The sequence below is a fragment of the Serratia sp. CY40230 genome (genome assembly GCF_052168835.1).
GTDB classification, from domain to species: Bacteria; Pseudomonadota; Gammaproteobacteria; order Enterobacterales; family Enterobacteriaceae; genus Serratia; species Serratia nematodiphila.
Genome location: NZ_JBJNLX010000001.1, coordinates 349275 through 374851 on the forward strand (window position 1 = coordinate 349275; position 25577 = coordinate 374851).

The 25577-nt window shown below is 56.7% G+C and carries 24 protein-coding genes; 15 read left to right on the forward strand and 9 right to left on the reverse strand.

Annotated features, from left to right (window positions below; all coding sequences use genetic code 11):
- Window positions 1-78 precede the first annotated feature (78 nt).
- From sppA to ACJ8IJ_RS01610, 4 genes are all read left to right on the forward strand, one after another.
- Window positions 79-1935, forward strand: coding sequence for a signal peptide peptidase SppA (sppA, locus tag ACJ8IJ_RS01595; RefSeq protein ID WP_049186407.1), 1857 nt, complete (start codon window positions 79-81; stop codon window positions 1933-1935).
- 93 nt (window positions 1936-2028) lie between these two features.
- On the forward strand, window positions 2029-3045 hold the full coding sequence (ansA, locus tag ACJ8IJ_RS01600; RefSeq protein WP_049186406.1) for an asparaginase: 1017 nt from the start codon (window positions 2029-2031) through the stop codon (window positions 3043-3045).
- Between the two features lie 22 nt (window positions 3046-3067).
- Entirely contained in the window at window positions 3068-3700 is a 633-nt protein-coding gene (gene pncA, locus ACJ8IJ_RS01605; RefSeq protein ID WP_442518207.1) for a bifunctional nicotinamidase/pyrazinamidase, read from the forward strand.
- A 233-nt stretch (window positions 3701-3933) separates the two neighbouring features.
- Window positions 3934-5211 carry a glycoside hydrolase family 18 protein gene (locus ACJ8IJ_RS01610; RefSeq protein ID WP_325961765.1) on the forward strand — a complete coding sequence of 426 codons (1278 nt, stop codon included), beginning with the start codon at window positions 3934-3936 and terminating at the stop codon, window positions 5209-5211.
- 42 nt (window positions 5212-5253) lie between these two features.
- Here ACJ8IJ_RS01610 and ACJ8IJ_RS01615 read toward each other — a convergent pair whose 3' ends face one another.
- Both ACJ8IJ_RS01615 and msrB read right to left on the reverse strand, forming a co-directional pair.
- The gene (locus ACJ8IJ_RS01615) at window positions 5254-5526 is read right to left on the reverse strand and encodes a YeaC family protein (RefSeq protein ID WP_004932218.1); all 273 of its coding nucleotides are present in this window, start codon (window positions 5524-5526) and stop codon (window positions 5254-5256) included.
- A gap of 63 nt (window positions 5527-5589) precedes the next feature.
- A complete protein-coding gene (gene msrB, locus ACJ8IJ_RS01620; protein ID WP_154871194.1) occupies window positions 5590-6003 on the reverse strand; it encodes a peptide-methionine (R)-S-oxide reductase MsrB in 414 nt (137 codons plus the stop codon).
- A gap of 348 nt (window positions 6004-6351) precedes the next feature.
- Here msrB and gapA point away from each other — a divergent pair, with 348 nt between their 5' ends.
- Entirely contained in the window at window positions 6352-7347 is a 996-nt protein-coding gene (gene gapA / locus ACJ8IJ_RS01625; RefSeq protein WP_004932222.1) for a glyceraldehyde-3-phosphate dehydrogenase, read from the forward strand.
- A gap of 194 nt (window positions 7348-7541) precedes the next feature.
- Window positions 7542-8417, forward strand: a complete 876-nt coding sequence (locus ACJ8IJ_RS01630) for a D-hexose-6-phosphate mutarotase (protein ID WP_442518208.1) — start codon at window positions 7542-7544, stop codon at window positions 8415-8417.
- Window positions 8418-8511: 94 nt separating this feature from the next.
- Here ACJ8IJ_RS01630 and ACJ8IJ_RS01635 read toward each other — a convergent pair whose 3' ends face one another.
- Entirely contained in the window at window positions 8512-9276 is a 765-nt protein-coding gene (locus ACJ8IJ_RS01635; RefSeq protein WP_015378103.1) for a MipA/OmpV family protein, read from the reverse strand.
- 426 nt (window positions 9277-9702) lie between these two features.
- Here ACJ8IJ_RS01635 and yeaG point away from each other — a divergent pair, with 426 nt between their 5' ends.
- The 3 genes from yeaG (at window position 9703) to ACJ8IJ_RS01650 (ending at window position 13606) form a co-directional block, all read left to right on the forward strand.
- A complete protein-coding gene (yeaG, locus tag ACJ8IJ_RS01640; RefSeq protein ID WP_004932230.1) occupies window positions 9703-11637 on the forward strand; it encodes a protein kinase YeaG in 1935 nt (644 codons plus the stop codon).
- Between the two features lie 132 nt (window positions 11638-11769).
- Window positions 11770-13038: a YeaH/YhbH family protein gene (locus ACJ8IJ_RS01645; protein ID WP_004932234.1), complete on the forward strand. Its 1269-nt coding sequence runs from the start codon at window positions 11770-11772 to the stop codon at window positions 13036-13038.
- Between the two features lie 337 nt (window positions 13039-13375).
- Window positions 13376-13606 carry a hypothetical protein gene (locus ACJ8IJ_RS01650; protein ID WP_004932237.1) on the forward strand — a complete coding sequence of 77 codons (231 nt, stop codon included), beginning with the start codon at window positions 13376-13378 and terminating at the stop codon, window positions 13604-13606.
- 124 nt (window positions 13607-13730) lie between these two features.
- Here the strand turns inward: ACJ8IJ_RS01650 and ACJ8IJ_RS01655 are convergent, their stop codons facing one another.
- Window positions 13731-14420, reverse strand: a complete 690-nt coding sequence (locus tag ACJ8IJ_RS01655; protein WP_004932239.1) for an alpha/beta hydrolase — start codon at window positions 14418-14420, stop codon at window positions 13731-13733.
- 826 nt (window positions 14421-15246) lie between these two features.
- Between ACJ8IJ_RS01655 and ACJ8IJ_RS01660 the strand changes: the two genes are divergently transcribed.
- A complete protein-coding gene (locus ACJ8IJ_RS01660; protein ID WP_015378105.1) occupies window positions 15247-15423 on the forward strand; it encodes a GhoT/OrtT family toxin in 177 nt (58 codons plus the stop codon).
- A gap of 264 nt (window positions 15424-15687) precedes the next feature.
- Here the strand turns inward: ACJ8IJ_RS01660 and ACJ8IJ_RS01665 are convergent, their stop codons facing one another.
- Window positions 15688-15981: a hypothetical protein gene (locus ACJ8IJ_RS01665; protein ID WP_015378107.1), complete on the reverse strand. Its 294-nt coding sequence runs from the start codon at window positions 15979-15981 to the stop codon at window positions 15688-15690.
- 225 nt (window positions 15982-16206) lie between these two features.
- Between ACJ8IJ_RS01665 and ACJ8IJ_RS01670 the strand changes: the two genes are divergently transcribed.
- From ACJ8IJ_RS01670 to ACJ8IJ_RS01680, 3 genes are all read left to right on the forward strand, one after another.
- Window positions 16207-16689 (forward strand): hypothetical protein, encoded by a 483-nt coding sequence (locus ACJ8IJ_RS01670; protein WP_004932246.1) that lies wholly within the window; start codon window positions 16207-16209, stop codon window positions 16687-16689.
- 306 nt (window positions 16690-16995) lie between these two features.
- Entirely contained in the window at window positions 16996-17556 is a 561-nt protein-coding gene (locus ACJ8IJ_RS01675) for a 3'-5' exonuclease (RefSeq protein WP_049186401.1), read from the forward strand.
- A gap of 77 nt (window positions 17557-17633) precedes the next feature.
- Complete coding sequence (locus ACJ8IJ_RS01680) at window positions 17634-18827, forward strand: multidrug effflux MFS transporter (RefSeq protein ID WP_075686091.1); 1194 nt, start codon at window positions 17634-17636, stop codon at window positions 18825-18827.
- 8 nt (window positions 18828-18835) lie between these two features.
- Here the strand turns inward: ACJ8IJ_RS01680 and dadX are convergent, their stop codons facing one another.
- Window positions 18836-19909, reverse strand: a complete 1074-nt coding sequence (gene dadX / locus ACJ8IJ_RS01685) for a catabolic alanine racemase DadX (protein ID WP_004932256.1) — start codon at window positions 19907-19909, stop codon at window positions 18836-18838.
- Between the two features lie 76 nt (window positions 19910-19985).
- Window positions 19986-21290 carry a D-amino acid dehydrogenase gene (locus ACJ8IJ_RS01690; RefSeq protein WP_028127472.1) on the reverse strand — a complete coding sequence of 435 codons (1305 nt, stop codon included), beginning with the start codon at window positions 21288-21290 and terminating at the stop codon, window positions 19986-19988.
- A gap of 540 nt (window positions 21291-21830) precedes the next feature.
- On the opposite strand from ACJ8IJ_RS01690, the gene ACJ8IJ_RS01695 reads away from it, so the two are divergent.
- Window positions 21831-22148, forward strand: a complete 318-nt coding sequence (locus tag ACJ8IJ_RS01695; RefSeq protein WP_033632861.1) for an antibiotic biosynthesis monooxygenase family protein — start codon at window positions 21831-21833, stop codon at window positions 22146-22148.
- Window positions 22149-22194: 46 nt separating this feature from the next.
- Here ACJ8IJ_RS01695 and zinT read toward each other — a convergent pair whose 3' ends face one another.
- Entirely contained in the window at window positions 22195-22845 is a 651-nt protein-coding gene (gene zinT / locus ACJ8IJ_RS01700; RefSeq protein ID WP_004932265.1) for a metal-binding protein ZinT, read from the reverse strand.
- A gap of 298 nt (window positions 22846-23143) precedes the next feature.
- Here zinT and ACJ8IJ_RS01705 point away from each other — a divergent pair, with 298 nt between their 5' ends.
- Window positions 23144-24679 (forward strand): SpoVR family protein, encoded by a 1536-nt coding sequence (locus ACJ8IJ_RS01705; protein ID WP_004932268.1) that lies wholly within the window; start codon window positions 23144-23146, stop codon window positions 24677-24679.
- A gap of 57 nt (window positions 24680-24736) precedes the next feature.
- Here the strand turns inward: ACJ8IJ_RS01705 and fadR are convergent, their stop codons facing one another.
- The gene (gene fadR, locus ACJ8IJ_RS01710; protein ID WP_004932271.1) at window positions 24737-25456 is read right to left on the reverse strand and encodes a fatty acid metabolism transcriptional regulator FadR; all 720 of its coding nucleotides are present in this window, start codon (window positions 25454-25456) and stop codon (window positions 24737-24739) included.
- Window positions 25457-25577: the final 121 nt, after the last annotated feature.

Consider the following 25577-nt stretch of genomic DNA (forward strand, 5'->3'; position numbering starts at 1 on the left):
GAGTCGCGATTTAAAGCTGACATTTACCCGGCCGCTCATTAGGATAGCGGAACATTCTCGACTCTTGTTGGAGAGCACATGCGCACATTGTGGCAAATTTTTGCCGGCATTTTCCGGTGGACATGGCGTCTGCTGAATTTTATCAGGGAACTGATCCTTAACCTGTTCCTGGTCTTGCTGATCCTGGTTGGGGTTGGCATCTATCTGTCCTTCCAAAGTTCCTCCACCTCGACGGCCCCGGCGCGCGGTGCGCTGCTGGTCGATTTAAGCGGCGTGGTGGTCGATCAGCCTTCGGTAAACAACCGGGTGCGGCAATGGGGCCGCGAACTGTTGGGCGCCTCCAGTAGCCGCCTGCAGGAAAACTCGCTGTTCGATGTAGTCGACAGCATCCGCAAGGCCAAAGACGACAAAAACATTACCGGCATGGTGTTGCAGTTGAATGACTTCGCCGGCGCCGATCAGCCGTCGCTGCGCTATATCGGCAAAGCGCTGCGCGAGTTCCGCGACAGCGGCAAACCGATCTTCGCCATCGGCGACAGCTACAACCAAACGCAATACTACCTGGCCAGCTACGCCAACAAGGTCTTCCTGTCGCCGCAGGGCGCGGTCGATCTGCACGGTTTCGCCACCAACAACCTGTACTACAAATCGTTGCTGGACATGCTCAAGGTCACCACCAATATCTTCCGCGTCGGCACCTATAAATCGGCGGTCGAACCGCTGATCCGCGACGATATGTCCCCGGCGGCGCGCGAAGCGGACAGCCGTTGGATCGGCGGCCTGTGGCAGAACTACCTGGAGACCGTGGCCGCCAACCGCCAACTGACGCCGCAGCAGCTGTTCCCGGGCGCAGCCGGCGTGCTGAGCGGCCTGCAGGCGGCCGGTGGCGACACCGCCCGCTACGCGCTGGACAATAAGCTGGTGGATGAGCTGGCGTCGCGCACCGCGATCGAAAATCAGTTGGTCAAGACCTTCGGCTGGGACAAACAGGCGAACGATTTCAACGCCATCAGCATCTACGACTATCAGCCGAAGCCGGACGCCAACCAGGGCGGCAAGATCGCCGTGGTGTTCGCCAACGGCGCCATCATGGACGGCCAGCAGACGCCGGGCAACGTCGGGGGGGACACCACCGCCGCCGAGCTGCGCCAGGCGCGTCTGGATCCGGCCGTCAAGGCCGTGGTGTTCCGCGTCAACAGCCCAGGCGGCAGCGTCAGCGCGTCCGAAGTGATCCGCTCCGAGCTGGCCGCCGTGCGCGCCGCCGGCAAACCGGTGGTGGTGTCGATGGGCGGCATGGCCGCGTCGGGCGGCTACTGGGTCTCGACGCCGGCCGACTATATCATCGCCAGCCCGAGCACCCTGACCGGTTCTATCGGCATTTTCGGCATCATCAATACCTACGAGAAAACCCTGGATACGCTGGGTGTGCACACCGACGGCGTGGCGACCTCGCCGCTGGCCGATATCGCGGTCACCAAGGCGCTGCCGCAGGAGTTCTCGCAGATGATGCAGCTGAATATCGAAAACGGGTATAAGAACTTCCTCGATCTGGTCGCCAAATCACGCAAGATGACCCCGCAGCAGGTTGACCAAATCGCACAGGGCCACGTCTGGCTCGGCAGCGACGCCAAGGCCAACGGCCTGGTCGATCAGTTGGGCGATTTCGACGACGCGGTGAAGAAAGCCGCCGAGCTGGCAAAGCTGCAGCAGTGGCAGCTCGACTGGTTCGTCGATACCCCAAGCCTGAGCGATATGGTGCTCAGCCAGTTTGGCGTTTCCATTCACGCCATGCTGCCGGCCGCGATTCAGGCCATGCTGCCCGCCCCGCTGGCTTCGGTCGCCAACGCGGTGAAAGAACAACCGGGCTTGTTCAATAACCTGAACGATCCGCAAAACCGTTATGCGATCTGTCTCACCTGCGGAGAAGTCCGCTAACAAATAATTCTGCAGCCCGGCCACCGCCGGGCTTTTTTTCTGCCGCCATGTCCCTATAATTCAGCCCATCTTATCTTTGTTAAAATCATAACCATGCAAAAGAAATCCATTTACGTCGCCTACACCGGCGGCACCATCGGCATGCAGCGTTCCGATCACGGCTACATCCCGGTTTCCGGCCACCTGCAGCGCCAGCTGGCGCTGATGCCCGAATTCCATCGGCCGGAGATGCCGGATTTCACCATTCATGAATACGCGCCATTGATTGACTCTTCAGACATGACGCCGGAAGACTGGCAGCACATCGCCGACGACATCAAGCAGAACTACGATCGCTACGACGGCTTCGTGATCCTGCACGGCACTGACACCATGGCGTTCACCGCCTCTGCGCTTTCCTTCATGCTGGAAAACCTGGCCAAACCGGTGATCGTCACCGGCTCGCAGATCCCGCTGGCGGAGCTGCGCTCCGATGGCCAAACCAACCTGCTCAACGCGCTGTATCTGGCGGCCAACCATCCGGTGAACGAAGTCAGCCTGTTCTTCAACAACAAGCTGTTCCGCGGCAACCGCACCACCAAAGCGCACGCCGACGGCTTCGACGCCTTCGCCTCCCCGAATTTGCCGCCGCTGCTGGAAGCCGGCATCCACATTCGCCGCCAGCAAGGCATCGACAGTCCGGCTTGCAACGGCGCGTTGCAGGTGCATGACATCACGCCGCAGCCGATCGGCGTGGTCACCATCTATCCGGGCATTTCCGGCGCGGTGGTGCGCAACTTCCTGCTGCAGCCGGTCAAAGCGCTGATCCTGCGCTCCTACGGCGTCGGCAACGCGCCACAGAAGGCCGAGCTGATCGACGAGTTGCGTGCGGCCTCTGAACGCGGCATCGTGGTGGTCAACCTGACGCAGTGCATCTCCGGGCGCGTCAATATGGAAGGCTACGCCACCGGCAACGCGCTGGCGCATGCCGGGGTGATCAGCGGTTTCGACATGACGGTGGAAGCCGCCCTGACCAAGCTGCACTATCTGTTGAGCCAGCCGCTGACGCCGGAACAAATCCGCACGCTGATGCAGCAAGATCTGCGCGGCGAGCTGAGCATCAACGGTTAACCTACTGAACTCTGGAGCGGCGATGAAAACGGCCCTGTTGTTGATCGATCTGCAAAACGATTTCTGCCCCGGCGGCGCGCTGGGGGTCACGGAGGGCGACGCCGTCATCCCGGTAGCCAATCAGGCGATCGCCGCCTGCCTGGCGCGGGGCGAGCCGGTGGTGGCCAGCCAGGACTGGCATCCCGCCAATCACCGCAGCTTTGCGATGAACTCCCATGCGCAGGTCGGTACCCTCGGCGAGCTGGAAGGCCTGCCGCAGGTGTGGTGGCCGGTGCACTGCGTGCAAGGCAGCCACGGCGCCGATTTTCATCCTCAATTGCAGCGGCAACACATCCATGCCGTTTTTCGCAAAGGGCAGGATACGAGCATCGACAGCTACAGCGCGTTCTTCGATAACGGCCACCGGGCGCAGACCGAACTGCACGATTGGCTGCAATCGCAGGGCGTCCGGCGGCTGGCGATCATGGGCCTGGCGACCGACTACTGCGTGAAGTTCAGCGTGCTGGATGCACTGGCTGCCGGCTATCCGACGCAGGTGATCGTCGACGGCTGCCGCGGCGTGAATCTGCAGCCGGGCGACAGTGAGCAAGCGCTGCAGGACATGGCGCGCGCCGGCGCACAGCTAGTTACCCTGTCACAGTTCCTCGCCAACTAAATCCTCTCGGGCGCCACCGGCGCCCTCTCTACGCAGCGGCGAAATTATCGACGCCGCTCACAATACCACCTTTCTTCTTCCCCAACGGCTTGTGACCGGCAGGCGCTTTTGCTGTTATGGCTGCGACGCGTTTGGCGTCAATCGGTTATACGCATCCGGGGCCCACTGAGCCCGGCTTTATTGTGCCCGCCCCTGGCGGTACGGTCGGCCTTGCCGACCACGAGGAGACAGACATGAAAATAACCCGAAAACTGCTGCCTTTGCTGGCGGCGGTGCAATTGGCTACGGCCGGCGTAAGCACGGCCCAGGCGGCCTATCTCTCCGTCGGCTACTTCAACGGCGGCGGCGATGTCACCGCCGGCCCCGGTGGTGACATCGACAAGCTGGACGTGACGCAAATCACCCATCTCAACTATTCGTTTGGCCTGATCTACAACGACGAGAAAGACGAAACCAATGCGGCGCTGAAAGACCCCGCTCGCCGCCACCAGATCTACCTGTCGCCGAAAGTCACGGCCGATCTGCAACGTCTGCCGGTGCTGCGCAAACAGAACCCCGAGCTGAAAGTGCTGTTGTCGGTCGGCGGCTGGGGTGCACGCGGTTTCTCCGGCACCGCCGCCACCGCGGAAAACCGGGCAATTTTCATTCGCTCCGCGCTGCAGGTGATCGCACAGTACCGGCTGGATGGGATCGATCTGGACTGGGAATACCCGGTAAACGGCGCCTGGGGTTTGGTGGAAAGCCAACCGGCAGACCGCGACAACTTCACCCTGCTGCTGAGAGAGCTTCATCAGGCGCTGGGTAAAGGCAAGCTGTTAACCATCGCCGTCGGGGCCAACGTCAAAAGCCCGCAGGAATGGGTCGATGTGAAAAGCATTGCCCCTTACCTCAACTACATCAATCTGATGACCTACGATATGGCTTACGGCACACAGTACTTCAATGCCAACCTGTACGATTCAAAGCGCTGGCCAACCGTAGCCGCCGCCGACCGCTACAGCGCCGATTCCGTGGTAAAACATTATCTTGCCGCCGGATTAAAACCGGCGCAGATGAACCTGGGTCTCGGTTTCTACGGCCGGGTGCCGAAACGAGCGACCGAAGCGGGCATCGACTGGGACAAGCCGGACGCCGCCAAACATCCGGTGACGCAACCTTATTTCAGTGCGCGAGAAACCGCTCTGTTCCGCACGCTGGGGTTGGATCTCAGCAAAGACACTTACTTTAAATACCACGATATCGTCAGCAAATTGCTCAACGATCCGCAGCAGCGTTTCCGCGAGCACTGGGATGACGACGCCAAAGTGCCATACCTGACGCTGCAATCCGCCGAAGGCAAACCGCTGTTCGCCATCTCCTACGAGAACCCGCGTTCGGTGGCTATCAAAGCCGAGTACATCAAAAGCCAGGGATTGGGGGGAGCGATGTTCTGGGAGTACGGCGCGGACGACAATAACCGGCTGGCGCAACAGCTGGCGGAGTCGCTGGGAATAAAAGGCGAGAAACGGTAAATCGACGGGGCGATGGCGACATCGCCCCGCTTTAGGGACAGCTTACTGCGGTTTAAGTTTGACCAGCGGCTCGGCAACAAACTGCTGCTTCAGTTCTTGCTTGCTCTTCATCACGATCTGCCCGTCGGTGCCGATGCTCATGTGCTGCGGATCGACGTTGTTCATCGACTGCCACAGCATCACCGCCTGCAGGCTGTTTTCCTTCTGCTCAGGCGTCAGCGCCACGCCGTCCGGCCACTTGCCCAGCTCAACCGCCTGCACCAGGCGCTGGTATATCTCGGGCGTCATCGCCGCAATCAGATCTTTCACGTCCATCAGAGCCCTTCTCGCTTACAGATGAATAATTAGCTGAATCGATTTTGTTGATTAAATTACCACTTAACCGGCCGTTTGGTCGCCATTTTCGCCATCGGTGAAACTCAGCGAGGCGGAGTTGACGCAGTAGCGGTCGCCAGTCGGCTGCGGGCCATCAGGGAAAACGTGCCCCAGATGCGCGTCGCAGTGGCCGCAGCGGATTTCAACACGATGCATATTATGTGAATTATCATCAAGATAACGGATTGCATCGGCGGAAACCGGCTCATAAAAGCTCGGCCAGCCGCAGCCGGAATCGTATTTGGTTTCGGAATAGAACAGCGGCTGGTTACAGCACAGGCAATGGTACACGCCCTCGCGCTTGTTGTGCAGCAATTTGCCACTGAACGGCGCTTCGGTGCCACGCTGTTGCGTCACATAACGTTGGATTTCATTCAGTTCCGTGAACGGATGACCGGGGGTTGTCTCTTTAGCCATTTGTGCTTATCTCTGAATGTGGATAATGTCAACGAAAACAATGATTAATAATAACAAAAAATTAACACCACTGCAGGGGTTTTTGGCCTAAACTGTAGCCCATAAAGGCCACGTCACGATGATATGTGATAACGATCACACATCTTGCGTATGCTGACTTTATACTTGGCGGCTTGTCCCCATATAACGGATGAGGCCGAGCGCAAATGGACTGTGCAATAAGCGTGCAAAACCACCCTTCCGGTTTGACTTGCCGCAAGTATTGACACGATTCCGCTTGACGCTGGGTAAGGTTTTTGTAATTTTACAACCAACCTTTTATTCACTAACAAATAGCTGGTGGAATATATGACTATCAAAGTAGGTATCAACGGTTTTGGCCGTATCGGTCGCATTGTTTTCCGTGCTGCTCAAGAGCGTTCTGACATCGAGATCGTTGCAATCAACGACCTGTTGGACGCAGAGTACATGGCTTACATGCTGAAGTATGACTCTACTCACGGCCGTTTCAACGGTACGGTAGAAGTTAAAGACGGCCACCTGGTTGTTAATGGCAAAACCATCCGTGTTACCGCAGAGAAAGACCCGGCTAACCTGAAGTGGAACGAAGTGGGTGTTGATGTGGTTGCTGAAGCGACCGGTATCTTCCTGACCGACGAAACCGCGCGTAAACACATCACCGCCGGCGCTAAAAAAGTGGTTCTGACTGGCCCATCCAAAGATGCGACCCCAATGTTCGTTCGCGGCGCCAACTTTGACAAATATGCCGGCCAGGACATCGTGTCCAACGCCTCTTGCACCACCAACTGCCTGGCGCCACTGGCTAAAGTCATCAACGACAACTTCGGTATCGTTGAAGGCCTGATGACCACCGTTCACGCCACCACCGCTACTCAAAAAACCGTTGATGGCCCGTCTCACAAAGACTGGCGCGGCGGCCGCGGCGCATCCCAGAACATCATCCCTTCTTCTACCGGCGCAGCGAAAGCGGTTGGCGTGGTTCTGCCAGAGCTGAAAGGCAAACTGACCGGCATGGCGTTCCGCGTACCGACCCCTAACGTGTCCGTTGTTGACCTGACCGTGCGTCTGGAAAAAGCGGCTACCTACGAAGAAATCAAGAAAGCCATCAAAGACGCCGCTGAAGGCTCTATGAAAGGCGTTCTGGGCTATGTTGAAGACGACGTGGTTTCCACCGATTTCAACGGCGAAGTGCTGACCTCCGTGTTCGATGCCAAAGCCGGTATCGCACTGAACGACAACTTCGTGAAACTGGTTTCCTGGTACGACAACGAAACCGGCTACTCCAACAAGGTTCTGGATCTGATCGCTCACATCTCCAAGTAATGGCATGATGTTAAGCTGATAATGAGGGCGACATTTTTTTGTCGCCCTTTTTTTACCCGTCATCTTTCGAGTCACAGCGTTGTTCGCTGCACACACTCACCTCAGTCACTGTCTAAGCATGCGCCTGAGGGCCTGGTTGTGACCCGAAAGCTAATAGGGTCCATTTCTATCTCCGGCAAACAATAGGTCATGAAATGAACGAGAAAATTTTCACCCTGCCCGTTTCCGAACAAATTTCTCCTTATATCAGCCAGCGGCAACTCGATGAGCTGGGCGTGGTTGTGGTGTCGCACCCGAAAGTGCGCGCGGCCGTCGCGCTGCAAGGCGCGCATTTGCTGGCCTGGCAGCCCAGCGGTGAGCAGCCGGTGATTTGGCTCAGCAACAACACGCCTTTCGCCACAGGCAAGGCCATCCGCGGTGGCGTGCCGATCTGCTGGCCGTGGTTCGGCCCGGTGGCGCAACCCTCCCACGGCTTTGCCCGCAACCAGCCCTGGAGTCTGACGGCGCACGATGAAGATGAGAACGGCGTCATCCTGACCTTTACGCTGAAAGACAATGAGCAGACCCGCAAACTGTGGCAGCACGCCTTCACGCTGATTGCTCGCTTCAAGCTGGGTGAAGAGTGCGAGATCGAGCTGGAATCGCACGGCGATTATCAAGCCACGGCGGCGCTGCACAGTTACTTCCAGGTCGGCGACATCGATCGGGTCAGCGTGGCGGGCCTGGGCGAGCCTTATATCGACAAGGTGGCGGGCGGCGCAGAGGCGCATCAGACGGGCGAAGTGACATTCATCGGCCAAACCGACCGCGTCTATACCCGCCCGGAAGCTTTCAGCCAGATCCGCGATCCGGCACTCGCTCGCACCATCGAGGTTCACCACCATCATATGAGCGACGTCATCGCCTGGAACCCCGGCGTGGAACTCTCCTGCAGCATGGGGGATATGCCGAACGACGGTTACAAGACCATGGTCTGCATCGAGACCGGGCGCGTCAGCAAACCGCTGGTCGCTGCCGGCGAGCAACCCGCCCGTTTGGGTGTCACCTTCCGCAGTCGTAAGAAGGCCTGAGGAACCGTGCGCGGAAGCGCACCACAGATGTGCAAAAGGGGCGCCAGCGCCCCTTTTTGATGCACGACATGCACGATAGTTGTGCAATGCGTGATTAGAAGGTGTAGCTCACACCCGTCATCAACAAACCGGTGTAAGATTTATCCACCATCGGGCTGTCTTTCACTTCATCCGACAATTTCACATAGCGGCCGACGAAGAAGGCGTTCCAGCTTTTGTTGATCTGATAATTGGCGCTCAGCTCGAGATACGGAGCCCAGCTATCGCCAGGGGTGTAGCTGTCCAGGCCGCTGCGGCGTGATTCATTGGCGCTGACGCCGTAGTAATATTTGTTCTGGTTCTTGCTGTTCCACATCACGCCCACGCCCGGGACCAGCGTCAGCGCGTCCAGATCAAACTTGTACAGATAAGCGACATCGCCCACCAGCCCGTTGCTGTTGTTCAGCGTGTCGCCGGTGAACGTGGTACGAAGGGTGCCCCATTCCGCGTTGTGCGAATAGGCCAGGCCGGCCATCAGCGTGCCGCGACGCTTGTCGAGGCGCTTCATGCGATCGTCGTCGCTGTCGCCCGGACGGTAGCCCCATGGCGTGTAGTAACCCATGATGCTCAGCTGGTTTTCTTGATCTTTCCACAGGTAGTAACCGGCGGTCAGAGTACGGAAGTAGAAGTCGTCACCTTCATAGTCGATGACGGGCACCGGATAAACGCGGTCCTGATAACCGCGATACGCGTCCGGACTAACCAGCGCGGCAGCACCGAGTGACCAGGTCCCCGCCTGAGCACTTTGCGCACAAACCATTGCGGAAGCGATAATTGCTAGCGTTTTGAGTTTTGAAATCTTCACTGGTTCTTTTTCCATAAATTACAGGGTTAATAGCCGCGATAGTTTATGTGAAAATTTAGTTGCGCGCCTAATCTTTACAAAGGAAAACGACCAAGATCGAATAACTTATAGCGGAATTATGAATTAATCATGGCGGAACGATGACGTTTTATCCCGCAGGCCGCGCCAGACAAGGCATTTGGTTATCCCGGCAATAACTGAGTCATTGATATGACTTAAAAAAAGCTTTTTCTGCGGCAGGAAATTTTCCGGCAAGCAAACTAAGCTTAAATCAGAAGGTGAATTTATCCTGGGCCCAGTGGCATACAGCGCAACTCGCGATAATAAGCGCACCAAGTTGGCATACGGGTTGCTGTACTCAGGCGTATTCTCATCTTTCGGGAGCCAGAACACTATCACACGCTCTCTTTAACCTGTGCTAATAACGAAAGGACGGGCATCATGAACATATTTGACCACTATCGCCAGCGCTACGAAGCTGCCAAGGACGAAGAGTTCACACTGCAGGAATTTCTTACCATTTGCCGGCAAGATCGCAGTGCCTATGCCAACGCGGCCGAACGTCTGCTGATGGCTATCGGTGAACCTGTGATGGTCGACACTGCGCTAGAATCACGCCTGTCGCGCCTGTTCTCCAACCGCGTGATCGCACGCTATCCGGCCTTCGAAGAATTCTACGGTATGGAAGAGGCCATCGAACAGATCGTCTCTTACCTGAAGCACGCCGCGCAGGGCCTGGAAGAGAAGAAACAGATCCTTTACCTGCTGGGCCCGGTGGGCGGCGGTAAATCCTCGCTGGCAGAACGCCTTAAAGCGTTGATGCAGCGCGTGCCCATCTACACCCTCAGCGCCAACGGCGAACGCAGCCCGGTCAACGATCATCCGCTGTGCTTGTTCAACCCTCAGGAAGATGCCTCAATCCTGGAAAAAGAGTTCAACATCCCAAGTCGCTATCTCGGCACCATCATGTCGCCGTGGGCGGCGAAGCGCCTGCACGAGTTCGGCGGCGATATCACCAAGTTTAAAGTCGTGAAGGTGCGCCCTTCCATCCTGGAGCAGATCGCCATCGCCAAAACCGAACCGGGCGATGAGAACAACCAGGACATCTCGGCGCTGGTCGGTAAAGTGGACATCCGTAAGCTGGAGAACCACGCGCAGAACGATCCGGACGCCTACGGCTATTCCGGCGCACTGTGCCGCGCAAACCAGGGGATTATGGAATTCGTCGAGATGTTCAAAGCGCCGATCAAAGTGCTGCATCCGCTGCTGACGGCGACTCAGGAAGGTAACTACAACGGCACCGAGGGCATCTCCGCCCTGCCGTTCAACGGCATTATTCTGGCGCACTCCAACGAATCCGAGTGGGTGACCTTCCGTAACAACAAGAACAACGAAGCGTTCCTCGACCGCGTGTACATCGTCAAGGTGCCTTACTGCCTGCGCGTGTCGGAAGAGATCAAGATTTACGACAAGCTGCTGGACCACAGCGAGCTGACTCACGCGCCCTGCGCGCCGGGCACCCTCGAAACGCTGGCGCGCTTTAGCGTGCTGTCGCGGCTGAAAGAGCCGGAAAACTCGAGCATTTACTCGAAAATGCGCGTGTATGACGGCGAAAGCCTCAAGGATACCGATCCGAAAGCCAAGTCCTATCAGGAGTACCGCGACTACGCCGGGGTTGACGAAGGCATGAACGGCCTCTCCACCCGTTTCGCCTTTAAAATCCTCTCGCGGGTATTCAACTTCGATCACGCCGAGGTGGCAGCCAACCCGGTGCACCTGTTCTATGTGCTGGAGCAGCAGATCGAACGCGAACAGTTCCCGCAGGATTTGGCCGAGAAATACCTCGAACACCTGAAAGGCTATCTGATCCCGAAATACGCCGAGTTTATCGGCAAAGAGATCCAGACCGCCTATCTGGAATCCTACTCGGAATACGGACAGAACATTTTTGACCGTTACGTGACCTACGCGGACTTCTGGATCCAGGATCAGGAGTATCGCGACCCCGACACCGGTCAGCTGTTCGACCGCGAGTCTTTGAACGCCGAACTGGAAAAAATTGAAAAACCGGCCGGCATCAGCAACCCGAAAGATTTCCGCAACGAAATCGTGAACTTCGTGCTGCGCGCCCGCGCCAACAACAACGGCCGCAATCCGAACTGGACCAGCTACGAGAAGCTGCGCACCGTGATCGAGAAGAAAATGTTCTCCAATACCGAAGAGCTGTTGCCGGTGATTTCGTTTAACGCCAAAACCTCGACGGACGAGCAGAAAAAACACGACGACTTCGTCGACCGCATGATGGAGAAAGGCTATACCCGCAAGCAGGTGCGCCTGTTGTGTGAATGGTATCTGCGGGTCAGAAAATCCTCATAACGCCTCAGGTAAGCGGCATTATCAGGGCCATGTCCACAGTCATGGACGTTGCAGCGCAGCCCAAGGAGGGGCTTACACATTGCGCTGTCGCGACCGGGACATGAAGAGTTGGCAACGTCGTTTGGGGGAAGTATGGCCTATTTCATTGACCGACGGCTGAACGGCAAAAACAAGAGCATGGTGAACCGCCAGCGCTTCTTGCGCCGTTACAAGTCGCAAATCAAACAGTCGATTGCCGAAGCCATCAACAAGCGTTCGGTCACCGACGTAGACAGCGGGGAGTCGGTCTCCATCCCCACTGACGATATCAACGAACCGATGTTTCATCAGGGGCGCGGCGGCACACGCCATCGCGTTCACCCAGGCAATGACCACTTCGTGCAGAACGATCGCGTTGAGCGGCCTCAGGGCGGCGCAGGCGGTGGCGGCGGCCAGGGCAACGCCAGCCAGGACGGTGAAGGCCAGGATGAATTCGTCTTCCAGATCTCCAAAGACGAGTACCTCGATCTTTTGTTCGAGGATCTCGCCCTGCCCAATCTGAAAAAGAATCAGTACAAGCAGTTGACCGAGTTCAAAACCCATCGTGCCGGCTATACCGCCAATGGCGTGCCGGCCAACATCAGCGTCGTGCGTTCGCTGCAGAACTCGCTGGCGCGACGAACCGCCATGACCGCCGGTAAAAGACGCGCGTTGCACGAGCTGGAAGATGCGCTGACCCAGTTGGAAAATACCGAGCCGGTGCAATTGCTGGAAGAGGAGCGGCTGCGCAAGGAAATTGCCGAACTGCGCAAGAAAATCGAAAGCGTGCCGTTTATCGATACCTTCGACCTGCGCTACAAAAACTATGAGCGCCGGCCGGAGCCCTCCAGCCAGGCGGTGATGTTCTGCCTGATGGACGTGTCCGGCTCGATGGACCAGGCGACCAAAGACATGGCCAAGCGTTTTTACATTCTGCTCTATTTGTTCCTGAGCCGAACCTATAAAAACGTCGAGGTGGTCTATATTCGCCATCACACCCAGGCGAAAGAGGTGGACGAACAGGAGTTCTTCTATTCGCAGGAAACCGGTGGCACCATCGTTTCCAGCGCGCTGAAGTTAATGAATGACGTAGTCGAAGAGCGTTATGACCCGGCGCAATGGAATATCTATGCCGCGCAAGCGTCGGACGGCGACAACTGGGCCGACGATTCACCGCTGTGTCATGAGCTGTTGGCGAAAAAGATCCTGCCGATGGTGCGTTATTACAGCTACATAGAAATCACTCGCCGCGCTCACCAAACGCTGTGGCGCGAATACGAGGATCTGCAGGCGAAATTCGACAACTTCGCCATGCAGCATATCCGCGAACCGGACGATATCTATCCGGTATTCCGCGAACTGTTCCGTAAGCAGACCGTGTGAATAACGCCGCGTGAATGTCACCACAGCCGGAAAGCACCGTTTTCCGGCTGTTTCTTTTCGCATTATATATTTGCAAAACCCATGTTTATTTTTTAAACAATGACAACAACAATAATAAGTCAGATTCCCCAGAACGGTCCTCTCTATTATTTGTTCTTCTGAGGTTATTCCTAAACATCCGCCGCTCCCCTCCGCACGGCTTGATAGGAATATTCCCATTCAGTTATCGTTACCCCATCGCTTAAGTCTCTTCCTAAGCGAAATTTGCCTCATTTTATTTTTCTATGGCTTCTCAGCCCGCTGCGGCGGGCATTTACCTGTCAGCAGGTTAGACATCATGATCGACTACACCCTCTATGGCCTCAACAAGCACGATGTTGATGAATACCATAAGCAAATATGTTGCCTGCTCGGCAAAAACGTGCTGCTGGTGTTGACCGCCAACAAGCCGATAACCAAACAGAACCTGCTCGCCAGCCTTATCCAGGAGATAGAAAAGCAGCCCGATGATTATTTTCAGCGGCTGCATCGCGCGGCAATAGAAATGATCGGCGTTAACGGGCGCTAAGGCGATATGCGTAAGGCAGACCTCTACGCCATTATTGCCGTCGCCGTCGTGTTGATGATGCTGTTATAGCGATATCAGCGAAGGAATAATCTGCCGCAGAATGTCGAGCCTTCCTGCCCCTGCATTATTTCAAACCGGCCGCTTCGTCAATCAAACCCGCCACCTCATCGGCATGGGAAACCAGCGAGGCATGGCTGGCATTCAGCACCATCACTTTCTTGGCCTGCAGCCGCTGCGCCATGCGCCGCTGATTCTCCGGCGCTATCATGCGATCGTCGCTGGAAAGTTGATACCATGACGGCTTATGTTTCCAGGCGGGCTCGCCGATGGTGTTGCCAAAGGTATCGGCCAGCGGGGCCTTCTGCGCCACCGCCATCACCAATGCCTCGTCGGCGGTCAGATCCTGGCAAAAGCTTTCGTGAAACTTGTCGGTTTTAATCCACAGATAACCGTCGCTGTCCGGGGCCAGATTCTCGACTGCCGCAGGAGGATGCGCTTGCGTAATACCGCCGGCACTTTCACCGGCATCAGGCGCAAACGCGGCGATGTAGACCAGGCCAACCACGTTAGGCTGGTTGCCCATTTCCGTGATCACGGCACCGCCGTAAGAGTGCCCGACCAACAATACCGGTCCCGCTTGCTGCGCGACCATCTTACGCGTACGTTCCGCATCCTCAGCCAGCGACGTCAACGGCATTTCCACCGCATGAATCGCCGTATATCCCCTGCGCGACAACTCGATGATGACCTTACTCCAGTGCGCGGCGCCGCCCCAGAATCCGTGTACCAGCACGATAGTTGGTTTTGTGCTCATTGCCGACTCCTTCATCTCATAGGAAAGCGCCGCAGGCAGATGAACGCCCCCGCAAGGGGCGAGCCTGGCTGCCTTCGACGCCACGCAGTCCCCCTTTTATATAGTCAGCCTCATGGCGTTCAGCAATAGCTACGACGAGTTAACGTCTCCGATTTTCCACCGCCGCCACGGCTTATCGAAGCGGCTTACGCCGCAAGGCCGGGAAAAAAAAGGATTAAAACTAGGATTTTTACCCATACCGATCTAAAATTTCGCGCAAAAACAAAGAGAAGTAAATTTGGCTCACCGGGAAAAGGAATGAAGTTGTGAAGGAAATGATCTCCATCGTTTTTATGGCATGCCTGCTGGCGCTGCTGTTTTCGTGGCTGTTCGTCTACGGTCTTAACATTCATTAAACCCGTAACGACAACCATCCCCCTCCCTGGCGGGCAAGCGGCGCATCGCGACTGATGCGCTAAAACCGGCGCCTGAAGGATTCACGTACCGCTAAACCCGACGCCACCTCACCTTAGCCTTGCCGTCCGCAAATACATCATTAATTTTTATGAGTCATAACCCCACCGCGTTTCCCCCTTCACCGACTCTTTAACTGCTCAGCGGAGTTCACTCCAGAAGGATGGCTTGCCTGACGCAAAATGTTACCGGTAACTATGCTGTTGATTTCTTTTGGCAATAAACATAAAGCCGCTAATAACCCTACGTTCTTTATAGAAATAAATTATGCATACTTATGGATAAAGGTTTGAATAAAGGGCCTTTGGTCATTGATTATCACCCGCCAAGCTCCTAGAATTCGCGCGTAAAAATACAACTGGGATCGGGTTTCATGTCACCGCTGTGGGTTGCAACGCAATACTGTTATTTTATTGGTCTGTTAGTTTCTATGGTTTTCACCTACCTGGTTAGCCGGGACACCGTCAAAATTCGCTGTATCAGCGCACTGACCATCGGGTTAACCTGGCCGTTGAGCCTGCCGGTGGTGTTGCTGTTTTCGCTGTTCTAACGCCCCAATGCCGCGTGCTGGCTTTTAAACAGGCATATTAATGAAAAGAGGCTGACCACCGGCGTCATGGTTTTTGGCGTGGGATAAAAAAGTGCCAGCGCAAGGCTGGCATGAAAACGGGAAGCAATGTGAGCAATGTCGTGCCGGATCGGGGGGCACAGAAGGAGACAACCCTTTTCCCCTCACCGGCGAATAAAATGATAATACGTCTCATTATTGAATACAAAGTCATTTCCCCAGGCAACTTTACCCTTTGAGAAACTATCAGCCGCGCGGCGATCGCCAGCGCTGATACAATCGCCCCGCTCCCCATACCAGCAGCCAGAGCAAAGCATTCAACCCCAACCATAGCATCAGCAAGTAGAAGAAAGTCTGATAACCGGGTATGCCCCGATCGGCCAAAAACGGGTTGAAGTGAAAAAATTTGACGATCGCGAACGGATTAAGATTGAAACGGTTGAACACGACCGCCGTCAGCAACGGTGGCAACAGCGTATAAAACGCCAGGCTGAACAGCAGCAGGATTTTTGTGCCCGAAGTGTTTTTATAATCTTTCATATCAATAAATTATATCTGTCATCATAGTGCAAAAACCGCCAGGCATTCGTACGCCAATCGACCCCGCGGGCGCAAAAGAGTTCCAGGCCAACGCGGAAATAAAGCCGATCCCGCGTTTAATTGTCATTTAGCGCTCGGGTGATATATACCCTGTGGATTTTAAATTACGATGTCGCCGCGCCGTCTTCAAGCACAGCGTTTACATGGCATCATCAGGAGGCATTAATGAAACCGGACGCACTCTCCCTGCCGCCGACCCCGAAAAAGCTCAAGGTCATCTACGGCTGGTATATTTATGTGATCTATATCCTGCTGGTTTTCAACATTTATATGGCGGTCTACAACGTCTGCGTTCGGCACCCGATCGAGGCCCCGCTGTTGTCGCTGTTTCACAGCCTGTTTCTCGCGTTGATGCTGCAGCAGGTGCTCAAGAAGAACGTCGTTTTCGCCTGGATCTTGCTGAGCTATTTTATTCTGATGCGCCTGTATTACGCCAATGTGCTGCATGTTGAGTTCACGCTGGTGAGCCGTTGCCTGGTGCTGCTGATTCTGACGCTGCTGCTGACCGGCGCCGTAGCCGTCGGGCAACTGTCCACACCGCCGCAGCGGCATGACTGGCTGGCGCGGCTGGGCTGGCGGCAATGGGGGGCACTCACGGCGCTGGCGGCCATCCTGACGCCGCTGATTACCACCGACTATCTGGGATAAACTGGGGGCTATTTGGGAATATGAGGTTCGGAAATGTCTACGACGCGGCATATTTTGGTGTAGTTACCCGCCTTCTCACAGATCTTGTCCGTGACGAACATGCTAAGGTAGCCCAGCAACAGCAAGTAGCCGGCCATGCACAGAATAAAGATAAGCGTTCTCACCGATAGCGACCAACCTGACAAGAGTATCACGAGCATCATAACCTGAACGAGGCGCTTTAAAAGGATTTCATGTGCGTACCGGCCGCATCGGCGCACGTTCTGTAGTAACATTAAGCCACCACGCCCACCACCGGAAACGCCGATGCACCATCTGATGTTAGACATTGAAACCCTGGATATAAAACCCAGCGCCGTCATTCTGGTGGTTGCGGCGGTGTTTTTCGATCCCCGGACCGGGGAACTCGGCGCCGAATTCGAGGCCGCCGTCAGCAGCCAGAAAGATCAGCCGGGGCGAACCATCAGTCTGGACACGGTCGCCTGGTGGGCGAAACAGTCCGATGAAGCGCGCAAGCTGGCCTTCGGCGGCACCGAGAGCCTCAAGCGCGTGCTGAGCAGCCTCAGCCGTTTTATCCATATGAACAGCACCGATACGGTAAAGGTCTGGGGGAACGGTAAAGAGTTCGACTGCGCGATCCTCGAACACGCCTTCCAGCAGTTGGAAATGCCCTGCCCGTGGAAGTTTTGGGATACTCAGGACGTGCGCACGGTGATCACGCTGGCGGAACTGCATGGCTTTAACCCGAAAAAGGCTCGCCCGTTCGAAGGTATGCCGCATCGTGCGCTGGATGATGCTCGCCACCAGGCCCGTTATGTGGCCGATACCGTCTCGGCGCTCTATTATCGTCAGGGGGCGCAGCGCTGACCCGCTTTGCCCCTTTTCATTTGCCGCCAGAGTCTCTACTCTAGCCCTCTTTGTCACTCGGACGTGCCTTTTCTGTTATGCAAAAGTTTCTGTTTATGCTTCTCAGCCTGGTGCTGCTCGGCCCATTAGGCATCGATCTTTATCTGCCGACTATTCCCGCTATTGCCGTCGGTCTGGGCAGCAGCGAAGCGTTGATCCAATCCACCATATCGCTATTTATTCTGGTGCTTGGCCTCGGCCAGGTCATCGCCGGCCCGCTGGTGGATAACTATGGCCGCAAACCGGTGGCGCTGGCCGGCATTATCCTCTACATGATCGGCGCCGCGATGGCGGCGCTGGCCACCAGCCCGACGATTTTCATCGCTTCGCGTCTGCTGCAAGGGGTGGCGGTTTGCTGCACCGCCGTCGTCGCCTTCAGCGGCGTGCGCGATCGCCTGAATGGCGACGACGCCGCCCGCGCTTTCGGCTTTCTTAACGGCACGCTGAACATCATCCCGGCGCTGGCGCCGCTGCTCGGCGGCCTGCTCGCCGAAGCCTTCGGCTGGCGCGCGCCCTTCTGGTTCCTGGTCGGCTACGCGCTGCTGGTGTTGGCGCTCATCGCGCTGCGCCTGCCGGAAACTCGCCCCGCCGACACCGTGCCGGTCAAGGGGTTGCCGGTGCGTCAATACGCGCGCATCCTCAGCGAACGGCGTTTCCTCTCTTTTGCGGTGGTGAACTCCGGGGCGATGGGCATGGCGCTGACCTACGTTTCTCTGGCACCGAACGTGCTGATGGGCACCGCCGGCCTGACCCCGCTGCAATTCTCGCTGGTGTTCGGCGCCAACGGTTTCTGGATCATGCTGGTCAGCTTCTTCGCCAACCGCATCATCCACAAGGTCGGCCGCCCGGTTTGTCTGGCGACCGGCGGCATGTTGATGGGGCTGGGCTGTCTGGGCCTGCTGCTGGGCGTCATGCTGCTGCCCGCAACGGCGCAAACGCACTGGCTGGCATATATGCTGCCAGTCGCCAGCGCCTGCGCCGGGTTGGCATTCGTGATGGGCCCGGCCACCAGCTACGCGTTGGAACCCTACTCCAATGAGGCCGGCGTCGCGTCCGCGCTGGTCGGTTTCGTGCAGATGGCGGGCGGCGCCGCGCTGGGTCTGGTGGCGATGGCGTTGCCGCTGCAACCCAAGCTGTCGCTGGCGCTGGTGATGCTGGCGGGCTGCCTGCTGGCGCTGCACGCGCGGCGGCTCAGCAAGCAGATTAAAGGGCAGATCAGAAAAGTCGCCTGAGCCCCGGCTCAGGCTTCGATGGCGACCGGCACTCGCGCCGCTAACGCCGACAGCAGTTCATAGCCTAACGTCCCTGCCGCCGTGGCCACCTCATCCACCGGCAGACGTTTCCCCCACAGCTCGACTTCGGCGCCCAGTTCGACTTGCGGACAGGGCGTCAGATCCACCGCCAGCATATCCATCGATACCGTTCCCAGGGTGCGCGTCAGCACGCCGCCAACCCATACCGGCGTACCGGTCGGCGCATGACGCGGATAGCCGTCGGCGTAACCGCAGGCCACCACGCCGATACGCTGTGCGCCTGCGGCGCTGTAACGACCACCGTAACCCACACGATCGCCAGACTTCAGCTGCTGAATACCGATGATTTCACTGCTCAGCGTCATCGCCGGCTGCAGCCCCGTCGCCGCAACGTCATTCCAGCAACCGCTCGGCGAAGCGCCATAGAGAACGATCCCAGGACGGATCCAACTGCCGTGGGTCGAAGGGTGCCACAGCGTGGCGGCCGAGTTGGCCAGGCAGCGCGGCAGCGGTATATCGGTTGCCGCCGCCTCGATGGTGGCCATCTGCTGCGTCACGCCTTCGGGGCCGTCGGCGGTGGCGAAATGGCTCATCAGCGTAAGCTCGGCAATGTTGGCTACCGCCTGCGCCCTGCGCCACACCTCATGCAGCCGCTCGGGTGCGAACCCCAGCCGATTCATGCCACTGTTCACCTTCAGATAGACATTGAGCGGCGCGTTCAGCGTGGCGTCGGCGATCGCCGCCAGTTGCCAGTCGCTGTGCACCGCCGTCGTCAGGCGATAACGGTCAAGCAACGCCAGATCCTGCGGCTGGAAGAAGCCTTCCAACAACAGGATAGGCCCTTGCCAACCCGACTCGCGCAGCAGCACCGCTTCGGCCAGATCCAGCATGGCGAAGCCGTCGGTTTGCGCCATGCTGCGCCAAACGTGTTTGATGCCGTGGCCATAGGCGTTAGCCTTGACCACCGCCCAGACTTTGGCGCCGGGGGCGAAACGGCGCACCACCTGCAGGTTATTTTCAATCGCGCCGAGATGCATCGTGGCGGTTATGGGACGGGGCATCGCTTCTCCTTGGGGCAACGTACGGCGGCCACGCGCGCCTGCGCATGGCCGGGAAAGTCTATGACAGAGTCAACGATTAACGTGCGGGATGCACGTCGTTCAGCGGAACCGCATGTTGCTGACGAAACCCGGCGCTGTAACGCGCCACCGCCAGGTCATCGGAAGGGATAGCCGGCGTAATGCCGGACATCAGATCGGACAACAACTGCCCGGAGCCACAGGCCATCGTCCAGCCCAACGTGCCATGCCCGGTATTGAGATACAGGTTCTTCAGCGAGGTGCGGCCGACAATTGGCGTGCCGTCCGGCGTCATCGGCCGCAGGCCGGTCCAGAACGTTGCCTCTTCCACTCGGCCGCCGTTCGGGTAGAGATCGCGCACCACCATTTCCAGCGTTTCGCGCCGTTTTTGCTCCAGCTGCGTATTGAAACCGACGATCTCCGCCATGCCGCCAACGCGAATGCGCTGGTCGAAGCGTGTGATGGCGATTTTATACGTCTCATCCAATACTGTAGAGAACGGCGCCGCCGCTTCGTCGGTGATAGGAATGGTCAACGAATAGCCCTTCAGCGGGTAAACCGGAATGGACACCAGGCCGCGCAGCAGTGCCGTGGAGTACGAGCCGAACGCCACCACATAGCTGTCGGCCTTGAACACTTCCTCGCCGCACTGCACGCCGGCGATCTTGTCGCCCTCCACCAGCAGACGATCGACGCTGCGGTTGAACAGGAAGGTGACGCCCGCCTGCTCTGCCATCTTCGCCAACTGTTGCGTAAACAGCTGGCAATCGCCGGTTTCGTCGTTCGGCAACTGCAGGCCACCGGTCAGCTTGTGCGCCACCTGTGCCAGCGCCGGCTCGACGCTGCCGAGCTGGCCGGCTTCCAGCAATCTGTAAGGCACGCCGGCATCTTCCAATACCGCAATGTCTTTCGCGGCGTTTTCGAACTGTTGTTGAGTGCGAAACAGCTGCAGCGTGCCGCCCTGGCGACCTTCGTACTGAATGCCGGTTTCCTGACGCAGCGCCTTGATACAATCGCGGCTGTATTCCGCCAGGCGCACCATGCGGCCTTTGTTGGTCATGTAGTGTTCGGTGTTGCAGTTTTTCAACATCTGCCACATCCAGCTCAGCTGGAAGCTGCTGCCGTCGAGGCGGATGGCCAACGGCGCATGGCGCTGGAACATCCACTTGATGGCCTTCAGCGGCACGCCCGGCGCCGCCCAGGGGGCAGCATAACCCGGTGAAATCTGCCCGGCGTTCGCCGCGCTGGTTTCCAGTGCGGGGCCTGGCTGACGATCGATCACCGTCACCTCATGCCCCGCCTTCGCCAAATACCAGGCACTGGCTACGCCCACCACTCCACTACCTAAAATTACCACTCGCATCGCTGACTCCAGCCCAAGGCTTCACAAAGCATAATCTTCTGCTTACAGGAAATTAACTCAGTGAAAAAATCCGTCCAACAACTTCGTCATCAAACGTGACAATATTCACAATTAATTTATCGTCGATGGGCCATGTATTTGCAATAGCCGTCTGCAAATAGCGATAAGATGCGGTTTAGAGGGGATTATGGCGTCATACCGCCACTGAATTGATATCAACGCTATCAATGATAGCACTCAAAAAAGGCGTAATAAGCAACATTGATTTAACAGAATATAAAAATACCAGCCAACATTTAAACAGAATAAAAACCCAATAAAATAAAAAAATACCAACATAACAAACAAAGAGAACCCCCTCCCTCCGCAGCAGAAAAATCGCGCAAAATTTCAGCTGCCGTTAACCTTGCTTTCAGTGCCGGAATAAAACGCTCGAGCCCTTGGCCCGCCCGTTTATGTTGAACGCTGCAGCACGATATGAACGTTAAAGCCAGAAGCAGCGCCTAAAGTTCACACCGTCGCTATTGTGGAGAACGTCTTATGTTCATCGCCATCTACCAGTTTTCAGTCAAACCCGGACACGAACACGCCTTTCGCCAGGCTTGGCTAGCGTTGACCCAAGGTATCTATCTGCAGCGCGGCAGCCTTGGCTCGCGCCTGCATCGGGATGTGGGCGGGCAGTTTATCGGCTATGCGCAATGGCCAAGCCGAGTCGCATGGGAAAGCGCCGGTGATATTCAGTTGGATGAACGCTACCGGCAAGCCCGGGAACGAATGCGTGCGACCTTGTTGGCAGATAAAACGCTATTTGAAATGGAAGTGACGGACGATTACCTGCAAATCAGACCGTTTGACTGAGCACAAGCCCACACAGGCGGGCTTGTGGTTGCGGGAACGAGCAGCATCAATGATGCAGCATCTCGTCCACGACTTCTTTGGTTTGCAGTTGGAATGGGTAGTAAGTCGGCCAGTTATCCATCTCTTTCAGCAACGCTTCCTGCGACGTGTTGCCCATAAAGATATGGAAATGCGCCGATTTGCGCGGGCCGATAATGTGATCGCTGAACTGCACGAATTTCGGCGCCAGGCTGCCGGCATCCTGGCATTCAAACAGATAACGCACGCCCTTTTTACCGGAAACATACGTCAGGATCTTATGCCCGGCGTACTTATACTGACAGGCGCTGGATTGGTCACCGCGGTGAAATTCCATGACGCCGTTTTCAATGCCGATGGTATCCACATCGGTGGCATACCCTTTGCGGTAATACGCCTTCACTTCGGCGAAGGTCTTGCGCTTGTCCTGTGCCGCTTTCTTCTTGAATACCGGGTCAAGATCCCCATTGAGCAGATAGGGATACACGGATTGCCACACGCCCTCCCAGTCGGCCAGGTCGCGATCTTTGACGTCCTTATCGTCGAACACCCCCGCCTCCGCCTTTTTTTCCGCCTCCGTCAGCGGCTTGCCATGTGAATGATGCCCGTGGGCGCATGCCTGCCCGCTGATAAACAACGCGGCCAGCGCCACCGCCAGTTTGCCAAAATGCCTCGCCAAAATGCGCTCCTTGTCCGTTATCGGGAAAAATTAAAAGTTACAATATAACATAACAATTTTCAATCCTTGTCGTGCAACAGGCATTGTGTTGCGCCCCCCTGCCGCAGGGTTATACTCGAAGAGGAAGTGCGGTGCCGCACCGCCTTCTGCCGGGACGGGCGCCGGATTGACCGCCGTTCGCTCCTTTGCGTACCGGCATTTTTATTTCACTGATTTGCAATGGTTAATTATGACTTGAACTATGCTTGTTACAGGGTCTGCCGTTTGAGCAAGACCCGTGAATAATGAGGGTGCGCTGATGACTACTTCAACACATGAAAAGGTTAAGGATGATAAACGTCTGAGCGATGGACCGGACTGGACGTTCGAACTGCTGCAGGTGTATTTGGAGCAGATCGACCGCGTCGCCAAGCATTACCGGCTCGATACCTACCCACATCAGATCGAGGTGATCACCTCAGAACAGATGATGGACGCCTATTCGAGCGTCGGCATGCCGATCAACTATACCCATTGGTCCTTCGGCAAGAAGTTCATCGAAACCGAACAGCGCTACAAACAGGGCCAGCAAGGGCTGGCGTATGAAATCGTCATCAACTCCAATCCCTGCATCGCCTACCTGATGGAGGAGAACACCATCACCATGCAGGCGCTGGTGATGGCGCACGCCTGCTATGGCCACAACTCGTTCTTCAAGAATAACTATCTGTTCCGCAGCTGGACCGACGCCAGCTCCATCGTCGATTATCTGCTGTTCGCCCGCCACTACATCAGCCAGTGCGAAGAGCGCTACGGCGTCGATGAAGTGGAGCGACTGCTGGACTCTTGCCATGCGCTGATGAACTACGGGGTCGACAGGTACAAGCGCCCGCAGAAAATCTCCCTGGTGGAAGAGAAAGCGCGCCAGAAAAGCCGCGAAGAGTATCTGCAAAGCCAGGTGAATACGTTATGGAAGACCTTGCCACGCGTTGAACGCGAAGAGTCGCCGGAGCAGGCGCGCCGGTATCCGAGCGAACCGCAGGAAAATATCCTCTATTTTATTGAAAAGAATGCGCCGCTGCTGGAACCGTGGCAGCGTGAGGTGTTGCGCATCGTGCGCAAAGTCAGCCAATATTTCTACCCGCAAAAACAGACCCAGGTAATGAACGAGGGGTGGGCGACCTTCTGGCACTACACCATCCTCAACCATCTGTACGATGAGGGCCGAGTGACCGAGCGGTTTATGCTGGAGTTTTTGCACAGCCACACCAACGTGGTGTATCAGCCGCCGTACAACAGCCCGTACTATAACGGCATCAACCCTTATGCGCTGGGCTTCGCCATGTTCCAGGACATCAAGCGCATCTGCCAATCGCCGACCGAAGAAGACCGCTACTGGTTCCCGGACATCGCCGGAAAAGACTGGTTGGACACATTGCACTTCGCCATGCGCGACTTTAAGGATGAGAGCTTTATCAGCCAGTTCCTGTCGCCCAAAGTGATGCGCGACTTCCGCCTGTTTACCGTGCTGGACGACGATCGCAACAACTATCTGGAGATTGCCGCGATCCATAACGAAGCCGGTTACCGGGCGATCCGCCAGGAGCTGTCAGCGCAATACAACTTGAGCAACCATGAGCCGAACATTCAGATCTGGAACGTGGATCTGCGCGGTGACCGCTCGCTGACATTGCGCTACATCCCGCAGGAACGCGCACCACTGGATAAGAGCCGCCGCGACGTGTTGAAGCACCTGCATCGCCTGTGGGGCTTCGACGTGATCCTCGAGCAGCAAAATGAAGACGGCAGTGTAGAGCTGCTCGATCGCTGCCCACCGCGGCCTACGCCGCTGTAACCGCCACAACGACAAAGGGCGCCGCATGGCGCCCTTTCTTATTTCATTGACTCGCGATTAACGACGCGCTTCGGTCAGATCGCTCGGCATGGTGCCCTGCATGCTCTGCCAAATCGCTCCGCTGTCTTTACCGTAACTGCGCACGGTATCCATCACCTGGTCGTACAATTTCTCATGGCACAGCGTGGACAGCTTGCTGTAGAAGGCCAGCGCCAGCTTGCGCGCTTCCGGATTGGAGAAGTAGTAACGGCCCACGCGGGTGTACAGCCCTTTCAGACCGTTGAAGATCAGGCCGTAGATCGGGTTGCCGGAAGCGAACGCCAGACCGCGGAAGATCTCGTAATCGAGCAGATTGAAAGCGTCCGCCTGATCTTCGACCTCGGCGGCCTTCGCCAACACTTCCTGGGCTTGCTCCGGATGATTGCGCACCGCGGCGCGAATAAAGATCGACGCGATATTGGTGCGCACGGACAGCAGGTTATCGATCAGTTGAGGGACGCTTTTGTGATCGAGACGGGCCACCGTCTCAAGGATATTGAGGCCGGACGTTTCCCAAAAATTGTTCACTTTGGTCGGTTTGCCATGCTGAATGGTCAACCAGCCATCGCGGGCCAGACGTTGCAACACTTCACGTAACGTGGTGCGCGTGACGCCAATCAACTCCGAAAGCTCACGCTCCGCGGGCAAAATAGAGCCAGGGGGGAAGCGATTATTCCAAATACTCTCAATAATGTACTCTTCCGCGAAACCGGCAGGACTCTGCGCCTTTATGACCATGTGTTTGACGTTCCGTTGCGACGATAAAATCAGTAAAAGTAATCAGCTCATCATACCAGATCGTGCTGACATGACATAGCGTGAGCGAAAAACAATAAACGAAAGTGTGCATAACGTGGCA